The organism is Pararhizobium antarcticum, from assembly GCF_001885585.1.
Classification (GTDB): Bacteria; Pseudomonadota; Alphaproteobacteria; order Rhizobiales; family Rhizobiaceae; genus Pararhizobium; species Pararhizobium antarcticum.
This window is the reverse complement of record NZ_LSRP01000095.1, coordinates 14,092-32,550: the sequence shown is the minus strand read 5'-3', so window position 1 is coordinate 32,550 and position 18,459 is coordinate 14,092. Positions and strand designations below refer to the sequence as shown.

Here is an 18,459-nt window from a genome sequence, read left to right as displayed (position 1 = left end):
TCTTTGGCGCCGCGCCGGGATGCTCCCGATTTTCACCGGGCCGCCTTCAGTCGGCGGACAGATATTGGCCCCGTATATTGTCCATGTAAAATCGACCGGCAGATCGGGCCCTCACGAGATTCTCGAAAACGCTGGTGGGCACGCTTGAGAACTCTCGGATCTGTCCATTGCACATGTGAATGCGAAGGTCTTGGGATTCTGCGTCGTAAACGACGGATTCGATCAGCTTTGATTGGAGTTTCACCATCATCTTGGCTCTCGCGTTGCAGCAAAATTATATTGCGTTGCAATGTTAAAATGCAACCCTTGACGTGCTGTTTCGGAAATTATCGGTTCAAACCCTGACTGGCTTTGCAGCATAAGCTGCCAGCGTGTCACAAGCGTGTCACAAGCGTGGCCAAGCGAAAGATGAAGACGGGTGCAGGCTACAGCGCTTGCCGTCGAATGCGTGATTGTCCATCAAAGCGCCGGTTGGGCAGGGGGCCAATGCAGGCCTGTATTGCAGGCTCCAACGCCTCGGGTGGCTGCCGCTTTCGATCATCAGCCGCCCGAAAGATCATGCCGCCTTTTCAATGCACTATCGACATCCAATGAGCGCCACACAAGCAGCGCCGGGGTGCAGGGCAGCGATTACGGTCTTCCGGTTTGGGGACGGTTCCCCGGAAACGTGCATCTCGTTCAATTCTCCCTTTTAGATTCATCTAATATCAATGTTGCTACTCCATATTTGGGGTGTCCACGGTGTTTACACGAAGTCGGCATGACGCCGATCCGGGCTACTGCGCCAGACTGGTTCATTCCAGCGCGCCTTGTCCCTGCGGATGCTGGCCCCAGAGGCAATCCCTTTCCGACAGTCCCGCCACGCTTTCCGTGATCGGCTCGCCCATGGAGTTTCCAGTGAACGCCCGTATCCTTCCTGCAGTGCTTGCACTGGCCGCAGTTCTCCTGCCTCTTCCTGCCGGGGCGCTTGATTTGCCAAAGGGCGAAGTTATCCTCACGGTGACTGCGACGCGGCTCGATCATCCGAATGTCGATGGCACGGCACAGTTCGATTTGGCGATGCTCGAAACGCTCGCCGGCCGTGTTGGCGAGATGGAGACACCCTGGACCGAAGGCAAGGTCAAGTTTTCCGGCCCATTGCTGCGGTCTGTTCTCGACGCTGCAGGTGCGCATGGCACCTCGCTCAAGGTCGTCGCGCTGAACGACTATGAAGCCGATGTGCCGATGGAAGATGCAACAACATTGGACACCATGCTTGCCACCCGCATAGACGGCAAGCCCATGTCGGTCCGTGACAAGGGGCCACTCTTTCTCGTCTATCCGTTCGACCAAAACGCCGATCTCTTCAATGAAAAGTATTTTTCCCGTTCGGTCTGGCAGATCAAGAGCATCAAGGTTGCAGAGTGATATCTTCGGCTCACAAAAGCGGCAATATTATTCGCAGGGCCAGCAAGGCGACCGTCGTTTTGCAAGCCTTTGCAGTGCTGTTGCTGGTCGGCCTGATTTTTCTTTTCGTGGATATCTCCAGAAAATACTCCGCATTGCAGGATGGTATCCGCGAAAATGCGTTGTGGTCTGTTTACCAGCTTGACCGCGAGGCGCGACGATTGCACGAGACGCTCCATATCATGCTCGCGGAAAATGACCTGTCTACCAAGCAGGTAAAGGCACTCGTGACGCGATACGATATCCTTTATTCGCGCATGACAATCATCGAGAAGAGTTCGTTCGAGCGGAAGTTCAGATTGGACGCCACCGTAGCCGAACAGGTCGCGGCAATACGCGATATTGTCTTCGGCAGAGAAAAAACGTTCGACAGGATTGTCGCGAGTGGTGTCGTTGATCCGTCCGAGTTGCGGGCGACCGATGACGACTTCGAGGAGCTCGTTCACAACACCGAAAAACTGTTGATCTATTCCAACAACACGGTCAGCACCGAGCGCGCAGAGGCCCGCAATGCCGTGATGTCGCTGCAAACAAAGTCGGCTGCCCTGATCATCCTTCTGGTGGTATGTGTGGTCTTTCTGATCCTGACGCTAAGACGGCAGTTGAAGTCCGTTCGCCTGGCTGGCTTGAGCCTGGAATCCCTCTCCAACGCGTTGGAGCAAGCCTATCACGATGTGGAGGCAGGCAATCGTGCGAAATCACAGTTCATGGCGACGATGGGCCATGAAATCCGGACACCGCTGAATGCGATCCTCGGAACGGCCGAACTCCTCGAGCTTTCGCACTTGCCGCCCTCGGTCGCAACCGGTGTGCAGACGATCCGGCGCTCCGGCGAGGCGCTCCTCGAGATCATCAACGAAATTCTGGATTTCGCAAAAATCGAACACGGCAATCTTGATGTCGAGATCAGGCCGGTCGACCTGCGGGCCGTTGTCTCTGCAACCGTCGTGATTATCCGGGATCGGGCCACCGAGCATGGCAACCGCATAGCGCTTGAAATGCCTGTTGCCTTCGAGGCCCCCTTCATATCGTCCGATCCGACGCGCCTGAGGCAGGTTCTTCTCAACCTGTTGAGCAATGCCATCAAATTTACCAAGAACGGTCTCGTGACGTTGCGTGTCAGCGAGATGCGCGCGCAGGATCAGGCGGTCCTCCGCTTTGAAATCATCGATACCGGCATTGGCATCGATGGAGATGGTCTGTGCAAGCTGTTCAGGCCGTTTTCGCAGGTCGACGCTTCGATCAGCCGGAAATATGGCGGGACCGGCCTCGGCCTCACCATCTGCAAGCAGATCGTCGAGGTGCTCGGCGGCAGGATCGGTGTCGACAGCGTCAAGGGACGCGGCAGCACGTTCTGGTTTGAAATTCCCGCGGTCCCCGCCGAACGTTTGTCCGATGATGCGGACGTTGACGAGCGTGATGAAGACCAGGTGCTTCCGAGGCTCCACATTCTTCTCGTCGAAGACAATCGCGTCAACCAGCAGGTGGCTGCCGGACTGTTGGCCCACATCGGACAGACAGTGACGATTGCCAGTGATGGTCTCGAGGCCTTCGATACTGCCAGGACCATGCACTTCGATCTGATTCTCATGGATATGCAGATGCCACGGCAGGACGGGATCGAGGCGACCAAGCGGATCCGCAATTCGGATGGTCCCTGCAAGACGGTGCCGATTATTGCCATGACCGCGAATGCATCGGAAGACGACCGTCTCTTGTGCGAAAAAGCGGGAATGACCGGCTTTCAGTCGAAGCCGGTCAACATGAAGCAGCTGCGGAGGATCGTTCGGTCAATTGGCTGTGTGGACGATGGCGATCACAACGAGGCCGCAGACAACGCGCCATTGGGAACCACGTTCGAGAGCAGACGTGCCGAGGTGGTCGAAGCGCTTGGAGAGGATGCCTTCGCCGAACTGCTGACGAGCTTCTTCGATGACGCGTCAACGCTGCTGAGAGAGCTTCATGGCGCCTTGGCCGCCAACGATTCCCGAAGCCCGGACCGTCTTCTGCACACGCTGAAAGGCGCCGCCAGCAGCGTCGGCCTTCAGGATGTCGCTGACCATTCCGAAGCACTGCGCCAGCAGTCCCTTACGGATAATGGCCTGCGAGAACTTCAAGATATTGTCACCCAATACAAGCAGCGCCTTGCCGCATAAGGAACGTATACATGCGCATTCTCCTGGTCGACGACAACAAGACGAACCTTTCGTTTCTGACGAAGCTGGTCGAGACGCTTTCGGACTGCAAGGCCCTTCCCTTCCTCCAGCCGGAAGATGTACTGGCGGCGGCGCCCGGCCTTGATTTCGACATTGCCCTCATCGATTTCCAGATGCCCGTCTATAGCGGCATCGAACTGCTGACCGAACTTGTCCGCTTCGAAAAATACCGCGACAAGCCGGTTGTCTTCGTGACGGCCAATACGGACACGGCAACGCGCATGGCCGCATTGAACGCCGGCGCCATCGACTTCCTGACCAAGCCGGTCAATCCGCTCGAATTTCAGGCCCGCATCAAAAATCTGGTTGCCCTCGTCGATGCCCGCAACAAGCTTGCAGACAAGGCCGAATGGCTGCGCATCGAGGTAGACAAAGCCGTTGTGGAACTGCGCGCCCGGGAAGAGGAGATCATTGATCGCCTGACCATCGCCGCAAGCTACAAGGATCTCGAGACCGCGCGGCACACCCGGCGCGTCGGTCTCTATTCGGAGGCCATCGCGCGCGCCTATGGAATGGAACCGCGTCTCTGTTCCGACATTCGCCTGGCTTCGCCGATGCATGACATCGGCAAGGTCGCGATCCCGGACGCCGTTCTGCTGAAAAGCGGAAAGTTGACCGAGCAGGAATTTGCCACCATGCAAAAGCATACGATTGTCGGCTGCGACATCCTGCGGGAATCAAAGTCCAGTCTGCTGCAACTGGCGGCAGAGATCGCAGGCAGCCATCACGAGCGCTGGGATGGCCAGGGATACCCGTTCCGCCTGGCCGGAGAGGCGATCCCTGTGTCGGGCCGCATCGTCGCGATCGCCGACAATTTCGATGCCTTGACCACGGCGCGCCCCTATAAGGACGCCTGGAGCGTCGAACGCACGGTGGCCCATATCCGCGACAAGGCAGGGAGCCATTTTGATCCGCAATGCGTGGCTGCCTTCGAAAATGCTTTGCCAGGTCTCGTTGCCATTATGGAGGCGGATCGCAGGGAATGTCTCTCGGCGGCGCAGGACAACTATACGCCCATCCATGTCGGCGCTTCGCCATCTGCAAAATCCGACGCGTTCAGCCGTGGTACCAGCGGCGCGCTCGGCACGGAAAATGCCCGCGTCGTCGCCTGACCCCGAACCGGTTCTGACGTGACGGTCCCGATCTCATCAAGAGACCGGGACCGTCGTTCTGACCCATAGGCCACTGCTTCCTACCGGCGGAGTTGCCGCCTGGGCCGGTGTGCTGTCAGCACGGCCCGGCAGGCGCAACGCCGGCCGCCCTTGCGGGAAGCGCGATGATCCTGTCGATAAATATCTTCGAGCCTTCGGGGCCTGCGATCGGTTCCAGATAGATGCTGCGTGCATGGTCGGTCGAGTAGCTGAACGGACCGGCAGGCACTTCAAACCAGCTGTACTGGCCAGCTGTGGCCGGGCTGTTTGCGATGGTGACAGCGCAACTCATCGGTGGTGCCGATCCGAGTTTGGCAATGCCCGCCCCCTGTTGTCCTCCAGCCTCCACGCGAAGGGCGGCGTAGAGCCACCATTGGCCGGTCTTCGGCAGCTTGTCGAATTTCAGCTGCATGGTCCAGCCTGGCTGGCTTCGATCGAGCGCGACCGCCGCGCCATCGGAGGCGAGGGGATCGGCAACGATTGCGCTTTTTGCGCCGGCAAATCGCTGGAAGGACATATCCTGTATGTCTGCCCAGTCCGCCAGGCCCTCCGCAAGAGTAGGTTTTTGAGGCGCGCGCCTTTCGATCTGCAAAACAGAGGCCAGCGCATCGATCTTGTCGCCCTGGATATAGTGACTGACCTTGGACGCCTGGACCGCAGCCCAGAATCGCGCGGAACGCTGCGGCAGGTTTGCCTTGACGTCGAAGCCGATCTGATCCCGCTGGCGGGAATACTCCTCCCGACGCAGGAGGATGACGTAATCCACCGGCATTCTGGCTTCCTGCACACGGGCTTCATAGGCCGTTCCGCGCACCGACGTCTCCGCCGTGTCGAACAGCGCATCGGCGCGCTTGACGAATTCGGCGTCGAACATATCCATGTCGACGGTCGTCTTTTCGGCCAGGACATCGTCGGTGCGGCCGATCTTGTCGTGATAGAAGCGGATATACTCCTTGATGGCCGGTGCGGCTGGACCGTAATAGAGGTTGCAGAATTCATCGACCAGAGCGTTGACATCCTGCTGCGGATCCCAGAGCAGGCGCGAGATCATCCATGCCCGCAGCGCTGAAAATTCGGCCCCTGGCGTGTTGAAGCTTCCTTCTCCCATATAGCCGTTGACATGCTCCAGTGTGGAGAGCCAGCGGATCGACTGGCCGATCGGGAAGATGTTGGGTGTGGGCTGTATGTAGCCTGCAAAGTTGGTCACGTGATCCCACACGAGCACATTGCGCGCGATCGCGTTCCAGCCGGCGATGTCGCGGCCGAGCGCCGCATTGGCGGTCCCGTTCAGGGGGTCGCGGTAGTTGACATGGATCGTCATGGGATAGACGAGAATGTGGTCGGGCACCGTCATGCCCTCCGGCGGGGTGAAGCTCCAGTGATAGGCGTTGAAGGCCAGGCGCGCACCGGGCAGCTCGGCGCGGACGCGCTCGGCGATGTCGATCATCATGTCCAGCCGCGGTGCGGAGGGGTCCCCGCCATGTTGCGCTGCAAATGCGGCGCTGGCGGCGTCCATGTCCCAGCCCCAGTCGTTATCGTGAATCGAAAACCAGACGCTTTTGTAGTCCGGCAAGGCCCGCAGCTTCTGGATGACGACGCGCGCCATTTCTGCGCGCATGCCCGTGTTCATCATGGCCAGCTGGCCACCGGCATACCATTCCGGGTGGGCGGCCGCGTAGGTTGCTTGGGGCAGCAGCTGGTAGAAACTCAGGATGGTGTTCTGGCTCGCCCAGCTGCGGTTCCAGCTGTCGATGCCAAAGGGCGTCGGCAGATAGGAAGGGCCGTGCGATTCACCGTTCATCAGGTTGCGCTGGCGCCACACCTTGTTTTCGGCCTCGACGCTCAGGACTTCGCGGAAAGCGAAACGCGGCACATGCCTTTCGCGCAGGGCGGGCAGGGTGATGTCAGGCCTGCTTGGCCAATGCGTTACGGTCGGCGACAGCCAGCGGATGCCGAGCTTGCGGTCGAGAAACCAGTTGACGCCGTACATGGTACCGCGCGGCGTGCGCCCGGCAATCGCGATGTGCGGACCCGACGCGCGGATGAGAAAGCCGTCATCGCCGAGATCCTGGAAATCGGCATCGGTGAAGACGCGCCTGGCCAGGGCGTTGTTGCGGCCGACGGCGACAAGCGCCTGTTCGGCAACAGCCGCGTCGGTCGAGAGATAGGCCGGTGCCGTTGCACCGGCGACCCGGGCGGAGAGGCTGGAAAGATCGATGGCCGACTGCAGCGTCATGATGTCCTCGTCCTGGCCGACATGGACGCGCATTGCCATCGCGCCCGCCACGGCCAGCTTGTACTGGCCGTTTGATGGCGCGGCACGCGTCAGCTGCTGATTCAGCAGTGCTGTGTTGGCTGTGGGCTCTGCGGCAACCGGCAGGTGCTGTGCTGCGAGGGCGAGACGCGCGGCGTCGCGGAGCGAGGTCGGCGGATCATCCGTCTGCGTCACCGAAACGCCGGTAAAGGCCGCTGCACCGGGCGTGCAGGCTGCCTTGCGGAGGTAGAGGATCATCTGGTCGGCGTTTGCCGGGGCGGTGAAGACAATGGAGTGGGAACGCCACGCGGCCTCTCCGCCGCCGGTCACAAGCGCTGCCTTTTCGGTCCGGGGAGAAGGCGCTGCGGTGCAATTGCCGTCGCTGCGCCCGTCGAGCGTGACGGTTGAAGGCCCCTGCCAGTTGCCGGCAACACCGGGACCACGAAAGCTCATCTGCACATAGACGCTGCCGGCATCGGTGGCTTCGCTGCGAATGTTCATCGACAGCCGGTAGTTGCGGCTGCCCGAGACCCCGATGCGTTCCTGCACAACCATGCCGGATGGAACGAGCGCTGCGTTGCGACCGTCCACGGCCTGGACACGCACGGTCGCACCCTGTTTCCACCAGGGCGAAAAACCTCCGGCAAAGGACCCGTTGACGACGAGATCGCCCTGCTGGGCGACGGCCACCAAGGGAGCGAGAGACAGGACCGCCGAAAGGCAGGCGGCGGACAGATATCGGATTCTCTTCATCATCAATTCCTCGCAGGCATGGGGTGATGGGACTATACGCACGGACCGATTGTGCGGTGCAATAGCGGCGCGGGGTAGGCGCGGGGCTGATTTTGCTGATCTTGCTTGCGATTTTCCATTCGGCATCCCCCGCAATCCCCGTCGTGCCCGGGCTTTCCGGCAGGATTAGAGTGCAGGAAACCCAAGGAGACATGCCATGCTTTCGCTCTCGCTCGACATTACCAGGCGCCCCCATTCCTTTTATGTCACGATCGCCATCACCTCCGGCGGCGGGTATTCCGGATCGACCTACCGGGCGAGTCGCCCCGGCGGCCAGTGGTTTGCCGATGGCATCGCGGTGGCGGGTGCGACGGCCACGGAGTGGATCATGACAGGCCCGGCCGAAGGCGCCGCGATCAGCTATCGCATCGGTGCGCAGGTCAGCAATGTCATCGAGATGTGGATGCCGGGAGATCTGCCGGCGAGCCTGCGGACCCAGGGTGGCTGGTGGGATCCGAAACGTGCCGTGACAACGACAGGCGGCAAGGTCACCGCCATTGCCGACCAGTTCGGGGTGCGGCCGATGCTGCAGGCCAATGCCGTCAACCAGCCCGACTATGCCGCAAGCCTTGCCGATGGCGGCCCGGCGATGGTTTGGCCGGATACCGCCAACAATCGCTTCGTCGCGCCAACCGCAGCCTTTGCCCCGGCCTACTGGATGCTGGTCCTGCGGTATCGTTCGGGCGCGATCACAACCTTTCCCAACGAGGGCGCCTCGCCGGAAGGCGATTATCCCTCGCTTCTCTCCTCCGGTGCCAGCCCCAACCGCGTCATGGGCGACCGGGGAACCGGAAATCTCTTTCCCGCCAGCGTCTGGACCGCAACGGCGTCGCGAAATGCAGCGCCGTATGCGGCCAGCCTCCTGCCCCTTTCGAAAAGCCTCGTGGAACTGCAGGGCACCCCCGCATCCGCAATATGGTCGTTGGGGCGGAGTGGCCCTCAGATCGAAGGTGATCCTGCTTTTGCGCGGGCTTGGAGAGGCCCCATTTTTGAAGCACTCGCCCTGGGTGGTCTTCCCGACTCAACTCAGCGGGACTGTGCGCAGGGATGTTTCGCGTGGAGAAACGGCACTCAAGAAAGTTTGCCGTTGCTCCACCCGTACAAAGACCACGCGCCCCGATTGAGATAGGCCAGAGTTTAGCTCCAGACGTCATAAGGGAACGCCGACTCCAAAGGCCCAGTGTCATAGGTCAGAGGGGGAGTTGGCTCTTGATCCAAAGCTTCCTTGATGGTCCGGGAAAAAATAAGGCGTCTACCGGTCCCCTCGTAGTAATCTTCGTATTTGAGCAAGCCTTCATGGTCGGTCAGCCGGACATACTTAGATGGTATTCCATAAGTATCCGCTAGAACCAGGCCGTGAAGAGAGCTTGAGATGATGTATTTACATTCAAGGATCTTCTCCACAACACTATTCCAACTCCCGGTCGGATCGACTAGGTGAATGTTTTTGAAAGGGGCGAGGAGGTTGTTCTTTTTAATCAGAGCCATATCGAACATGTTTGGAACAATGCCGACTGCGTGTTTTTCCGTTGGTTCGAAACGTGAACCCGTCAAGCGTTTGGTGAGAAGCGCTGGATCACCATAAACTTCAGGGACGGTGATACCTCTCGCTTTAAGAAATTGCCGCGTGAGCGGCCCCCTTACGGCCCTAACATCGATGTTTCTGTACTTGTGGTCATTGACGGGGACGCTGCCATTCACGCCGCTTCCCCAGATCACGTCGCCGTCATTTGCGAAGTGAAGTATCGAACCAATTGACAGGATGCCGCGCGGAGTATGCACGCTATCAAAAACAGTGTGACCCCGCCGGCCCAGCATAAGCTCGACGATGGTGCGCCCAAGTTCGTCGCCGAAGTTCACTCCGTTATGGGGGCGCCAATAGACAATTTCCGCTGTGGGGTATGGCATCTTCGGCCACCCTCTTATGTCAGGGTCGGGCGGAGAAGGCAGAAGAACGTTCTTAATTTTGCTCAAAGCTCGCCTTGCGAGCGGCCGCTCACTAGGATCTTTAGGGAGGTTGATCTCAAAAACGCGTTCCATGCGAGTGTGCCTACCTTATGAAGTTAGTTTGTAAAAAAGCTGCAAAAAGCAAATGTCTTTGTAAGCTAGGTGTCAAAATTGCTTATCAGGACGTCTGCGCGAAATTTTTGATATCATCGCCTTAAGCCGCCTCGGTGCGAGAATGGCCAGCAGGACGAACCAGGCGAGTGCAAAGAGCGTTCCAAGCGCCATGCCCTGCCAGAAGCTCGATAGCTGAAACGATCCGAGATAGGGCCGGGCGAGCTGGACGATAAAGAAGCCGGCCGCACCATTTGCGACGGCCGGCCACAATTCTTTGAGAACCGAAGCGATGGTCAGGCCCAGTTCGCGCACCGCGAAATAAAAGGTCACCGGCGTTGCCGCCAGCATGCTGAGTACGAAGACGATTGTCATCGACTGGACGTCGGAACTTGGAATGAGAAGCAGCGCGGTGATTGCCGAGATGGATTTCGTGATGCCTGCGATCAGGATGAACTCCGGCCGTCCCCGGGCGGAGATGAACGGGCCATTGATGAACTGCACGCATTGCAGCGCGCCCAGCAGCATCAGGGGCGCCACGACGCCCTCGACGCCAGTCCACTTGTCGCCGAGCAGCACATCGGTCACCTCCGGCGCCAAAGCCGCCACGACGACGAAGACAGGCGTGATGAAGGTTGCCGCAAGGCCGATGGTTTTCAGATAGGCCTGCGCCATGCGTTCGCGATCGCTGGAAATCTTCGAGAGGACGGTCAGCGAGACATCGTAGAGCGCGCCCTGCAGCAATTGCATCATCGTCAGGTAGATGCGCGAGCCGATCGCATACAGGCCATAGGCGGCCAGCCCGAACTGGCTGACAATGATGATGTCGATCGTCTTTGTTCCGGCAAAATCCACCAGCCGCTGGAAGACGACCGGCATGCCGAAGCGTGTCATCTGGAAAAAGGCCCGCCCGTCCATGGTCAGGCTCGGTTTCCATTCCGGCCGCCACCAGAGCCATGCAACGCTGATCAGGCCTGCGACGTAGCTCTGCACCACGAAGCTCCAGATGCCGAAGCCGGCAAATGCGCAGGCAATGGCAGCCACGCCGCCTGCGATATTGGCAAGGAAGGTCCTCAGCGCCAGCGACTTGAACTTCATGTGGCGCTTGTACATCGCCTCCTGGAACATCGATGGCGCCGTAAACAGCAGCACGCCCGAGGCAACGACGATGTAGATCGACTGACCCGGAATATCGAGTTTGACACTCAGCCGGTCCGCCATCAGGATCACGCAGACGAACATCACGACAACGACGCCGATGGAAATCAGGAAGGGCAGGTTGATGTCCGATGGCTTCAGGTCGCGCCGCTGCATGATGGCATCGCCAAAGCCGAACTCGGCAATCATCGGCACGAGCAAAAGGATCAGCGCCACAGCCGAGGCGGTGCCGAAATCCTCGGGCGAAAGAAGCCTGGCCAGCACGATCGACAGCAGGAAGGTAAAGACCTTGCCGCCCCAGTTCTGGATGATCGACCACTTCACCCCATGGGCAGCGTCGTGGTGCAGCGAGATCTTTTTGTCCATTCCAGCGCCAGTTTTCGAGCGCCTCCCGAGCCGGAGACTACACGAAGGATTCGAGTGGAGGGAAGCCTTCAAACGATTTGATTTCGCCGCCCTGGGCGTTAACCTTTATGCGGCATGAATACCGGATTTTGTGTGCAATGCAATATTTTGATTGATTTCACCTGTCAGTCGTCTACAAATAGCGTCAGTGTAAACGTTAATTCTAGTGTTTTTCAGGGCCGCCTGTGTAGTGTCGGCCTGTTTTTAAAATGATTGCCGCATCGGCGCAATATCTAAGCCCTGGCTGCGGGGTCCCGATCTGGGACATTTTATGTAATGGCTCTGAATTGCGCTGATATTTGTCCATTGGGACTTTGAATGAAGATCGCTTTTATTTCACCTATTCCGGTCGTGCCAGCATTTGAGGGCAACAGCAGCCGTATCCTCAATCTGTGCCGGGCTGTTCGCGCGCTGGGGCATGACGTCTATTTCATTCATCCGCAATCCGGTTCGTCCAGCGGTCTGGATCGCGAAGGGCATATCGCGGAATTCGGTGCCGACAGGTTCATTGTGCTCGTGTCCAGCCCGCTGGAAAAGATGCTGCACTTTGCCAAGCGCACGTTCTGGGCGATGCGCCGCCGTATAGGCCGCAAGCTGAAATCCGACATGGGTTTTTACTTCGCGCTCGATGAATTCTACCGAATCGGCTTTGGCCGCAAATATCGGGCGCTTCAGGAGCAGCACGGTTTCGATGTCGTGGTTTGCGAGTATGTGTTCCAGTCCGCAGCACTCGAGGCTTTCCCTGCCGATGTCCGCAAGATCCTCGATACGCATGATTCCTTCGCCGATCGGCACAAGCTGTTCGGAAATGACAACTACTGGTATTCGCTGCCTTCAGATGAAGAGGTGCGTGGTTTTACACGCGCCGACGCGATCGTTGCTATCCAGCAGGAGGAGGCTGACCGCTTTCGCCGGCAGATCGACCAGGACGACCCCGAAGTCGCCGTTGTCAGCCACTTTCTCGATCTGTCGCACAGGGTTTCGGATTACACATCTGCCAATGCTGTCTTTCTGGGCTCGTCCTATGTCGCCAATGTGCGCTCCCTGACGTTTTTTATCGAAAGCATCCTGCCAAAAATTGTGGCGGAGATACCCGAATTTCGTCTGGTGGTGGCCGGCAGCATCTGCAAGATGATTGGCGATAACCCTCACGTCGACAAGCTGGGCTTTGTCGATCACGTCGCCGATGCGTACAAGCGCGCGCAGATCTCGGTCAATCCCACGCTCATTGGCACGGGGATCAATATCAAGCTTCTGGATGCCATGTCCGCAGGCGTTCCGACCGTCGCGTCGCGGACCGGGCTGCGCGGTCTTCCGGTGTGCTACAGGGGCGGTGCGGTCGAGGTGCCGGACGAGGATGCCGGGGCCTTTGCCCGCGAGGTTATAAATCTTTCGCGAAACGCGCATATGAGGGCTGAACGCGGGGAGGCGGCCTATGCCGCAGCGCAGGCATGGAATGCCGACCAGATGTCTTCACTTGCGCGGCTGCTGGGTGACAACCCGCCGCAAGCGCTTGCAGCAGCCCAATAGGAAAGTCGCCAATCCATGCGTATCTCTCTCGTCACGACAACCATGAACCGCGCCCGCGAGGTGGGCGAGCTTTTGGATTGTCTGGAACTGCAGACGCGCAAGGCCGACGAGATCGTGATCGTCGACCAGAGCGCTGACGATGCCACGCAGGTGGTGGTCGCGCGCTATAGCGACCGGTTGCCGATTACCTATGTCAGGGACAGCCGGAAGGGCGGCGCGCGGGGTCGCAACCTCGGCTACAGCAAGATAACCGGCGACATCATCGGATATCCCGATGACGACTGCGTCTTTCGTCCCGACACCCTGGAGCGGGTGTATCAGGCCTTTGCCGGCGATCCCGGGCTTGGCATTTTCTGCGGCATGAGCGTGACGCCGAAGGGCGTGCCGTCGCAGGGACGCTGGTCCGGCGCCAAATGCACGATCGATCGCTACAATGTGTGGATCACCCAGACCATGTACACCACCTTCTACCGGGCGGAGACCTTCCGCCAGGCGGGCCTGTTCAACGAGGATCTCGGGGTTGGCGCCGGTACGGTCTGGGGATCGGGCGAGGAAACCGAACTGATGCTTCGGGCGCTGCGAAATGGCGCCAAGGGCCTCTATGATCCCACCTTTCAGATATCCCATCCGGAGCCGCTTGCGGTGATCGACCATGCGACGCTGGATCGCGGGCGCCGCTACAACAGGGGGTTTGGCCGGGTCATGCGCATGGAGGGCTATCCGCTCTGGTTCGTCGCCTATATGTCGGCGCGACCGCTTCTGGGGGCAGCCGCATCCCTCGTCAAGGGCCAGTTCGGCCAGGCGCGCTATCGGGCCATCGCGTTCAGCCAGCGTCTGCGCGGCTGGTCCGATCGCCTTCAGTGAGAGGTCGCCCCGTGGATAGCAGAATTCTGGAAACGCAAGCAATCACCACGACGATCTTCGCCGACCGGCGCTGGCCGCCGGAAACCGGGATCGGCAAGGTCCAGGCGGAGCTGGAGGCGCGTCTGCCGGCAGATCTGAAAATCGTCGACATCGCCGTTAGCGGTCGCATTGGCTCGCCGGTTTCGCCGTTGTCCATCAGCCGTGCCCTGTCGGGGCGCGGTCGCAGGGGCGTGTTCTTCAGCGCCGGTTTCGTGCCACCGCTGTTTTCGCAGCTTCCGTCCGTCGTCATCGTCCATGACCTGACCCATCGCCGTTTCTACGGCGCCGCGAAACGCGCCTACTACGATCTCGTCTACAAGCCGCTCTACCGGCGTTGCAGCGCGGTGATCTGCGTCTCGGAATTCACGCGGCAGGAGTTTCTCGACTGGTCCGGCATGGCGCCGGAAAAGGTCCACCTCGTCTATAACGGCTACGAGGCCTGCTTCCGGGAAGACGGGCCGGCCCATGCGCCGGGTTACCCCTACGTTCTGTATGGTGGCAATCACCGTTCCTATAAAAATCTCGACAGGCTCATTCGGGCTTTCGCGGCCTCAACTTTGCCCAACCGTGGCATTAAGCTTGTCCTGACGGGAAATCGGAATGCTGAACTTGCCACATTGGCTGATCATCTCTCCGTGGGCCAGCATGTCGTTTTTGCCGGGCGGTTGCCTTCCGAGGCCATTCCGTCATTTTACCGTGGTGCATTGGCTGTAGCCTATGTTTCCCTGTTCGAGGGGTTCGGACTGCCGATCGTCGAGGCCTATGCCTGCGGCGTGCCGGTGTTGACCTCGAACGTCTCTGCAATGCCCGAAGTCGCCGGGGAGGGCGCGCTTCTGGTCAATCCGGAATTGGTGGAGGAGATCACACAGGGGCTCGATCGGATAACATCCGACGAGGACCTGAGAGCACGATTGACAGCAGGTGGCCGGCGAAGACGGGAGGACTTCGATTGGGACACATCGGCGCAACGCCTTTGGCAACTGGTCAAGGACGCGGCGGCGTAAGCTGTAATCCACAACCTGAAAGCATAGACCTATGGCCGACAGACAGAGACTTCATGTCATCCTTGTCAACTTCCGCACCCCGTCCTTGACGATCCGAAGCGTGGGTTCGCTGCGCAAGCGCGGCATCGCGGGGCCCGAAAACATCACGGTTGTCGAGAATTGCTCGGGCGATGATTCCCTGGCGAAAATGACGGCGGCCATGCCGGACGTTAGAATCAAGGTGTCGCCGGTCAACGGTGGTTTCGGCGCCGGCGTCAATTTCGGGGCCGAGGGGATCGATGCCGACTATCTTCTGGTGTTGAACCCGGACACCTATTTCGATTCCGACACGGTGACCCCTGTCCTCGACCAGATGGATGCGATGCACGACATCGGCATCGCCGGCCTCGATCTGGTAAACCCTGACGGTAGCCGCCAGTACGGCGCGCGCCGCTTCTATTCCCTCCTCGATATCGCCGCGCGGCGCCTCAAGGGTTTTGGGGCCGTCATGGCGCGGCGCGTTGCCCGCCACCTGATGGTGGAAGAGACCGAAATAGGCGCTCCCTTCGATGCCGAATGGGTGATGGGCACCGGCTTCATCGTCCGGCGGGATCTGTATGCCCGTCTGGGAGGCATGGAGGAAAGCTATTTCCTCTACATGGAGGACGTCGACCTTTGCGCGCGGACCTGGATGAGCGGCCGGCGCGTGGTCTACTTCCCGGGTTTCCCGCTGGTGCACGATCACCAGCGGCAGAGTGCTGCAAGCCCCCTCAGTTTCGCCGGGCGTGCGCATATCCGCAGTCTTTTGCTGTTTGCCCGCCGTTTCAGGTTGCCGCTCTTCAAATCCCCGGGGGTGGCGTCTGTTGTCGATAGCGGACGAGGCAAGCGGTGGTCTGGCACTGTCGATGCGACGGCGGTTTCCACCAAAACCATATCCTGAGCCGGCACGGCTGAAGAGGGAAACAATATGCAATTCGAAAGACTGGACATTGCGGACGTGGTGCTGCTGAAACCGAAGAAGTTCGGTGATGCCCGCGGCTATTTCATGGAAACCTTCCGCCGCAACCTGTTCGAGGAGATGGTCGGACCCTATCAGTTCGTGCAGGACAATCAGTCTCTCTCCGCCGATGTTGGCACGATCCGTGGGCTGCATTTCCAGTTGGAACCGCGCGCGCAGGGCAAGCTTGTGTCCTGCATCGCGGGGGCGATCCTGGATGTTGCCGTCGACATCCGTTCGGGCTCCCCAACCTATGGCCGCCACGTTGCAGCCGAGCTCACGGCAGAAAACGGCCATATGCTTTGGGTGCCCCCGGGGTTCGCCCATGCGTTCTGCACGCTCGTCGCAGATACCAAGGTCAGTTATAAGGTGACGGACTACTACAGTCCCGAACACGATCGCGGCCTCGCCTTCGATGATCCTGACATCGGTATCGAATGGCCAATGCCGACCGGCCAGGCCGTCCTGTCCGGCAAGGACAAGCAGCAGCCCAAATTGCGTGATCTTGGAACTGCATTCACATTTTCATCAGCGGCCAGCTGAGTATCAGATTAAGGCCAGCTGCGTTTCAAATAAAGGATTGGCGACCATGCGTGTTTTGGTAACCGGAGGTGCGGGCTTCATAGGATCGGCGGTGGTGCGCCACCTCGTTATTGTAAAGGGCTATGACGTCCTGACTGTGGACAAGCTGACCTATGCCGGAACGCTCACCTCCATCAAGGAGGTCGAGAACAGGCCGAACCACCGGTTTCTGAAGGCCGATATTTGCGATCGTTCCGCCATTACCGATGCTTTTGCGAGCTTTCGCCCTGACCGCGTGATGCATCTGGCCGCCGAAAGTCATGTCGACCGGTCGATCACCGGCGCAAGGGATTTCGTCGAGACGAATGTGATGGGCACGTTCAATATGCTGGAGTGCGCCCGGGAATTCTGGTCGCGGCTGCCGCCTGCCGAGAAAGAGGCCTTCCGGTTTCTCCATGTCTCGACCGACGAAGTCTATGGATCCCTCGGCGACGAGGGGCTCTTTACGGAAGAGACGCCTTACGATCCGAGTTCGCCCTATTCAGCTTCGAAGGCGTCGTCCGATCACCTCGCCAAGGCCTGGGTTCGCACATACGGGCTGCCTGTCGTCGTGTCGAACTGCTCCAACAATTACGGCCCCTATCACTTTCCCGAAAAGCTCATCCCGCTGATGATCCTCAACGCGCTGGAAGCCAAGCCGCTTCCGGTTTATGGCAATGGCGCAAACATCCGGGATTGGCTCTACGTCGAGGATCATGCGCGCGCCCTGGATCTCATCGCCGAACGCGGTCGGATTGGCGAGACCTATAATGTGGGCGGGCGCAACGAGCGGCGCAACATCGAGGTTGTCGAGCGAATCTGCACGCTGATGGATACGCTTCATCCCACAGGCGCGCCGCATTCGCGGCTCATCACCCATGTCACCGATCGCCCGGGCCATGATGCGCGATATGCCATCGACGCCACCAAGCTCGAAACCGAACTTGGCTGGAAAGCCCAGGAAGACTTTGATTCCGGCATCTCGAAGACCGTTGCCTGGTATCTTGAAAATCGCTGGTGGTGGGAGCCGCTGCGCGAGGGCTATTCCGGTGGCCGTCTCGGACTTGTCGAGCCGCAGAAGGTGACGGCATGACCCGTCAACGGTTGGTCGTGACAGGCTTGAATGGACAGGTGGTGACCGCGCTGATCGAGCGGGGCGCCCTGAGGCCGGACATGGAGATCATTGCGATCGGGCGTCCCGATCTGGATCTTGCTCAACCGGAGAGCGTTGCGGCGGCCATCGAGGCGGCGCGACCCGATCTCGTCGTTTCCGCTGCAGCCCATACGGCGGTGGATCAGGCGGAAAGCGAGGAAGAACTCGCCACACGAATGAACGGCACGTCTGCGGGCGAGATCGCCAAGGCCGCCGCAAAGCTCGGGGTTCCGATCATCCATATCTCGACGGACTATGTGTTTGACGGATCGAAATCGACGCCGTATCGGGAGGATGATCCCGTAGCACCGCTGGGAGCCTATGGTCGCTCCAAGCTTGCGGGTGAGCTGGCCGTCCGAAACGCGACCGACAACCATGCAATTCTGCGGACCGCCTGGGTCTATAGTCCCTTCGGGAAGAATTTTCTCAAGACCATGCTGAGGCTTGCGGAAAGTCGAGATGGTCTTTCCGTGGTCAATGACCAGATCGGCAATCCGACGTCGGCGCTCGATATCGCCGACGGGATATTGGCGATCGCCGCAAACCTTTCATCGGACAAGGCCGCAGGTCTGCGGGGAACATTCCACATGACGGCGCAGGGAGAGGCAAGCTGGGCCGACTTCGCCGAAGAGATCTTTTCCTGCGCGCAGTCCAAAGGTGCGGGTTTCGCAGCAGTCACCGGCATTCCGTCGAGCGCCTATCCGACGCCGGCAAGGCGCCCGGCAAATTCGCGGCTCGACTGCACCTCGCTTGAAAAAGTTCACGGCGTCATCTTGCCGCCCTGGCAAGCCTCTACTGCCAGCACGGTCGAACGCCTTGTCAGCAAAGCCTCGGCTTAACAGAATTTCTGCA

15 protein-coding genes are annotated in these 18,459 nt (G+C 59.5%); 11 read left to right on the top strand and 4 right to left on the bottom strand.

Features of this window, described 5'->3' with window-relative positions:
• Positions 1 to 46: 46 nt before the first annotated feature.
• Entirely contained in the window at positions 47 to 247 is a 201-nt protein-coding gene (locus AX760_RS28210; RefSeq protein WP_425348865.1) for a KTSC domain-containing protein, read from the bottom strand.
• A 650-nt stretch (positions 248 to 897) separates the two neighbouring features.
• On the opposite strand from AX760_RS28210, the gene AX760_RS15410 reads away from it, so the two are divergent.
• Genes AX760_RS15410 through AX760_RS15400 form a run of 3 tightly spaced genes read left to right on the top strand, consistent with a single transcriptional unit; the run spans position 898 to position 4,774 of the window.
• Positions 898 to 1,407, top strand: coding sequence for a putative pterin-binding protein (locus tag AX760_RS15410; protein WP_245295032.1), 510 nt, complete (start codon positions 898 to 900; stop codon positions 1,405 to 1,407).
• Positions 1,408 to 1,466: 59 nt separating this feature from the next.
• On the top strand, positions 1,467 to 3,602 hold the full coding sequence (locus tag AX760_RS15405; RefSeq protein ID WP_139276095.1) for an ATP-binding protein: 2,136 nt from the start codon (positions 1,467 to 1,469) through the stop codon (positions 3,600 to 3,602).
• 11 nt (positions 3,603 to 3,613) lie between these two features.
• Positions 3,614 to 4,774 carry an HD domain-containing phosphohydrolase gene (locus AX760_RS15400; RefSeq protein ID WP_083531206.1) on the top strand — a complete coding sequence of 387 codons (1,161 nt, stop codon included), beginning with the start codon at positions 3,614 to 3,616 and terminating at the stop codon, positions 4,772 to 4,774.
• Positions 4,775 to 4,889: 115 nt separating this feature from the next.
• Here the strand turns inward: AX760_RS15400 and AX760_RS15395 are convergent, their stop codons facing one another.
• Positions 4,890 to 7,820, bottom strand: a complete 2,931-nt coding sequence (locus AX760_RS15395) for a DUF4838 domain-containing protein (protein ID WP_071833811.1) — start codon at positions 7,818 to 7,820, stop codon at positions 4,890 to 4,892.
• Between the two features lie 196 nt (positions 7,821 to 8,016).
• Here AX760_RS15395 and AX760_RS15390 point away from each other — a divergent pair, with 196 nt between their 5' ends.
• Positions 8,017 to 8,988, top strand: coding sequence for a hypothetical protein (locus tag AX760_RS15390; RefSeq protein ID WP_071833810.1), 972 nt, complete (start codon positions 8,017 to 8,019; stop codon positions 8,986 to 8,988).
• An 8-nt stretch (positions 8,989 to 8,996) separates the two neighbouring features.
• On the opposite strand, the gene AX760_RS15385 is transcribed toward AX760_RS15390, so the two are convergent.
• Entirely contained in the window at positions 8,997 to 9,899 is a 903-nt protein-coding gene (locus AX760_RS15385; protein WP_083531204.1) for a polysaccharide pyruvyl transferase family protein, read from the bottom strand.
• Positions 9,900 to 9,971: 72 nt separating this feature from the next.
• Complete coding sequence (locus AX760_RS15380; RefSeq protein ID WP_071833809.1) at positions 9,972 to 11,441, bottom strand: lipopolysaccharide biosynthesis protein; 1,470 nt, start codon at positions 11,439 to 11,441, stop codon at positions 9,972 to 9,974.
• Between the two features lie 357 nt (positions 11,442 to 11,798).
• On the opposite strand from AX760_RS15380, the gene AX760_RS15375 reads away from it, so the two are divergent.
• Genes AX760_RS15375 through rfbD form a run of 7 tightly spaced genes read left to right on the top strand, consistent with a single transcriptional unit; the run spans position 11,799 to position 18,446 of the window.
• Positions 11,799 to 13,010, top strand: a complete 1,212-nt coding sequence (locus AX760_RS15375) for a glycosyltransferase family 4 protein (RefSeq protein ID WP_071833808.1) — start codon at positions 11,799 to 11,801, stop codon at positions 13,008 to 13,010.
• Positions 13,011 to 13,025: 15 nt separating this feature from the next.
• Positions 13,026 to 13,874, top strand: a complete 849-nt coding sequence (locus tag AX760_RS15370) for a glycosyltransferase family 2 protein (RefSeq protein WP_071833807.1) — start codon at positions 13,026 to 13,028, stop codon at positions 13,872 to 13,874.
• Positions 13,875 to 13,885: 11 nt separating this feature from the next.
• Positions 13,886 to 14,917: a glycosyltransferase family 4 protein gene (locus AX760_RS15365; RefSeq protein WP_139276098.1), complete on the top strand. Its 1,032-nt coding sequence runs from the start codon at positions 13,886 to 13,888 to the stop codon at positions 14,915 to 14,917.
• Positions 14,918 to 14,948: 31 nt separating this feature from the next.
• Complete coding sequence (locus AX760_RS15360; RefSeq protein ID WP_071833806.1) at positions 14,949 to 15,836, top strand: glycosyltransferase family 2 protein; 888 nt, start codon at positions 14,949 to 14,951, stop codon at positions 15,834 to 15,836.
• 27 nt (positions 15,837 to 15,863) lie between these two features.
• Positions 15,864 to 16,436 carry a dTDP-4-dehydrorhamnose 3,5-epimerase gene (gene rfbC / locus AX760_RS15355; protein ID WP_071833805.1) on the top strand — a complete coding sequence of 191 codons (573 nt, stop codon included), beginning with the start codon at positions 15,864 to 15,866 and terminating at the stop codon, positions 16,434 to 16,436.
• A 46-nt stretch (positions 16,437 to 16,482) separates the two neighbouring features.
• Positions 16,483 to 17,547: a dTDP-glucose 4,6-dehydratase gene (gene rfbB / locus AX760_RS15350; RefSeq protein WP_071833831.1), complete on the top strand. Its 1,065-nt coding sequence runs from the start codon at positions 16,483 to 16,485 to the stop codon at positions 17,545 to 17,547.
• A complete protein-coding gene (gene rfbD / locus AX760_RS15345) occupies positions 17,544 to 18,446 on the top strand; it encodes a dTDP-4-dehydrorhamnose reductase (protein ID WP_071833804.1) in 903 nt (300 codons plus the stop codon). Before rfbB ends, rfbD begins: the two co-directional genes overlap by 4 nt.
• Positions 18,447 to 18,459: the final 13 nt, after the last annotated feature.

Excerpts from the sequence above, each read along its gene's own strand:
- AX760_RS28210 (WP_425348865.1), bottom strand. The coding sequence starts at position 247 with ATGGTGAAACTCCAATCAAAGCTGATCGAATCCGTCGTTTACGACGCA.
- AX760_RS15400 (WP_083531206.1), top strand. The coding sequence starts at position 3,614 with ATGCGCATTCTCCTGGTCGACGACAACAAGACGAACCTTTCGTTTCTG.
- AX760_RS15395 (WP_071833811.1), bottom strand. The coding sequence starts at position 7,820 with ATGAAGAGAATCCGATATCTGTCCGCCGCCTGCCTTTCGGCGGTCCTG.
- AX760_RS15390 (WP_071833810.1), top strand. The coding sequence starts at position 8,017 with ATGCTTTCGCTCTCGCTCGACATTACCAGGCGCCCCCATTCCTTTTAT.
- AX760_RS15385 (WP_083531204.1), bottom strand. The coding sequence starts at position 9,899 with ATGGAACGCGTTTTTGAGATCAACCTCCCTAAAGATCCTAGTGAGCGG.
- AX760_RS15380 (WP_071833809.1), bottom strand. The coding sequence starts at position 11,441 with ATGGACAAAAAGATCTCGCTGCACCACGACGCTGCCCATGGGGTGAAG.
- AX760_RS15375 (WP_071833808.1), top strand. The coding sequence starts at position 11,799 with ATGAAGATCGCTTTTATTTCACCTATTCCGGTCGTGCCAGCATTTGAG.
- AX760_RS15370 (WP_071833807.1), top strand. The coding sequence starts at position 13,026 with ATGCGTATCTCTCTCGTCACGACAACCATGAACCGCGCCCGCGAGGTG.
- AX760_RS15360 (WP_071833806.1), top strand. The coding sequence starts at position 14,949 with ATGGCCGACAGACAGAGACTTCATGTCATCCTTGTCAACTTCCGCACC.
- rfbC (WP_071833805.1), top strand. The coding sequence starts at position 15,864 with ATGCAATTCGAAAGACTGGACATTGCGGACGTGGTGCTGCTGAAACCG.
- rfbB (WP_071833831.1), top strand. The coding sequence starts at position 16,483 with ATGCGTGTTTTGGTAACCGGAGGTGCGGGCTTCATAGGATCGGCGGTG.
- rfbD (WP_071833804.1), top strand. The coding sequence starts at position 17,544 with ATGACCCGTCAACGGTTGGTCGTGACAGGCTTGAATGGACAGGTGGTG.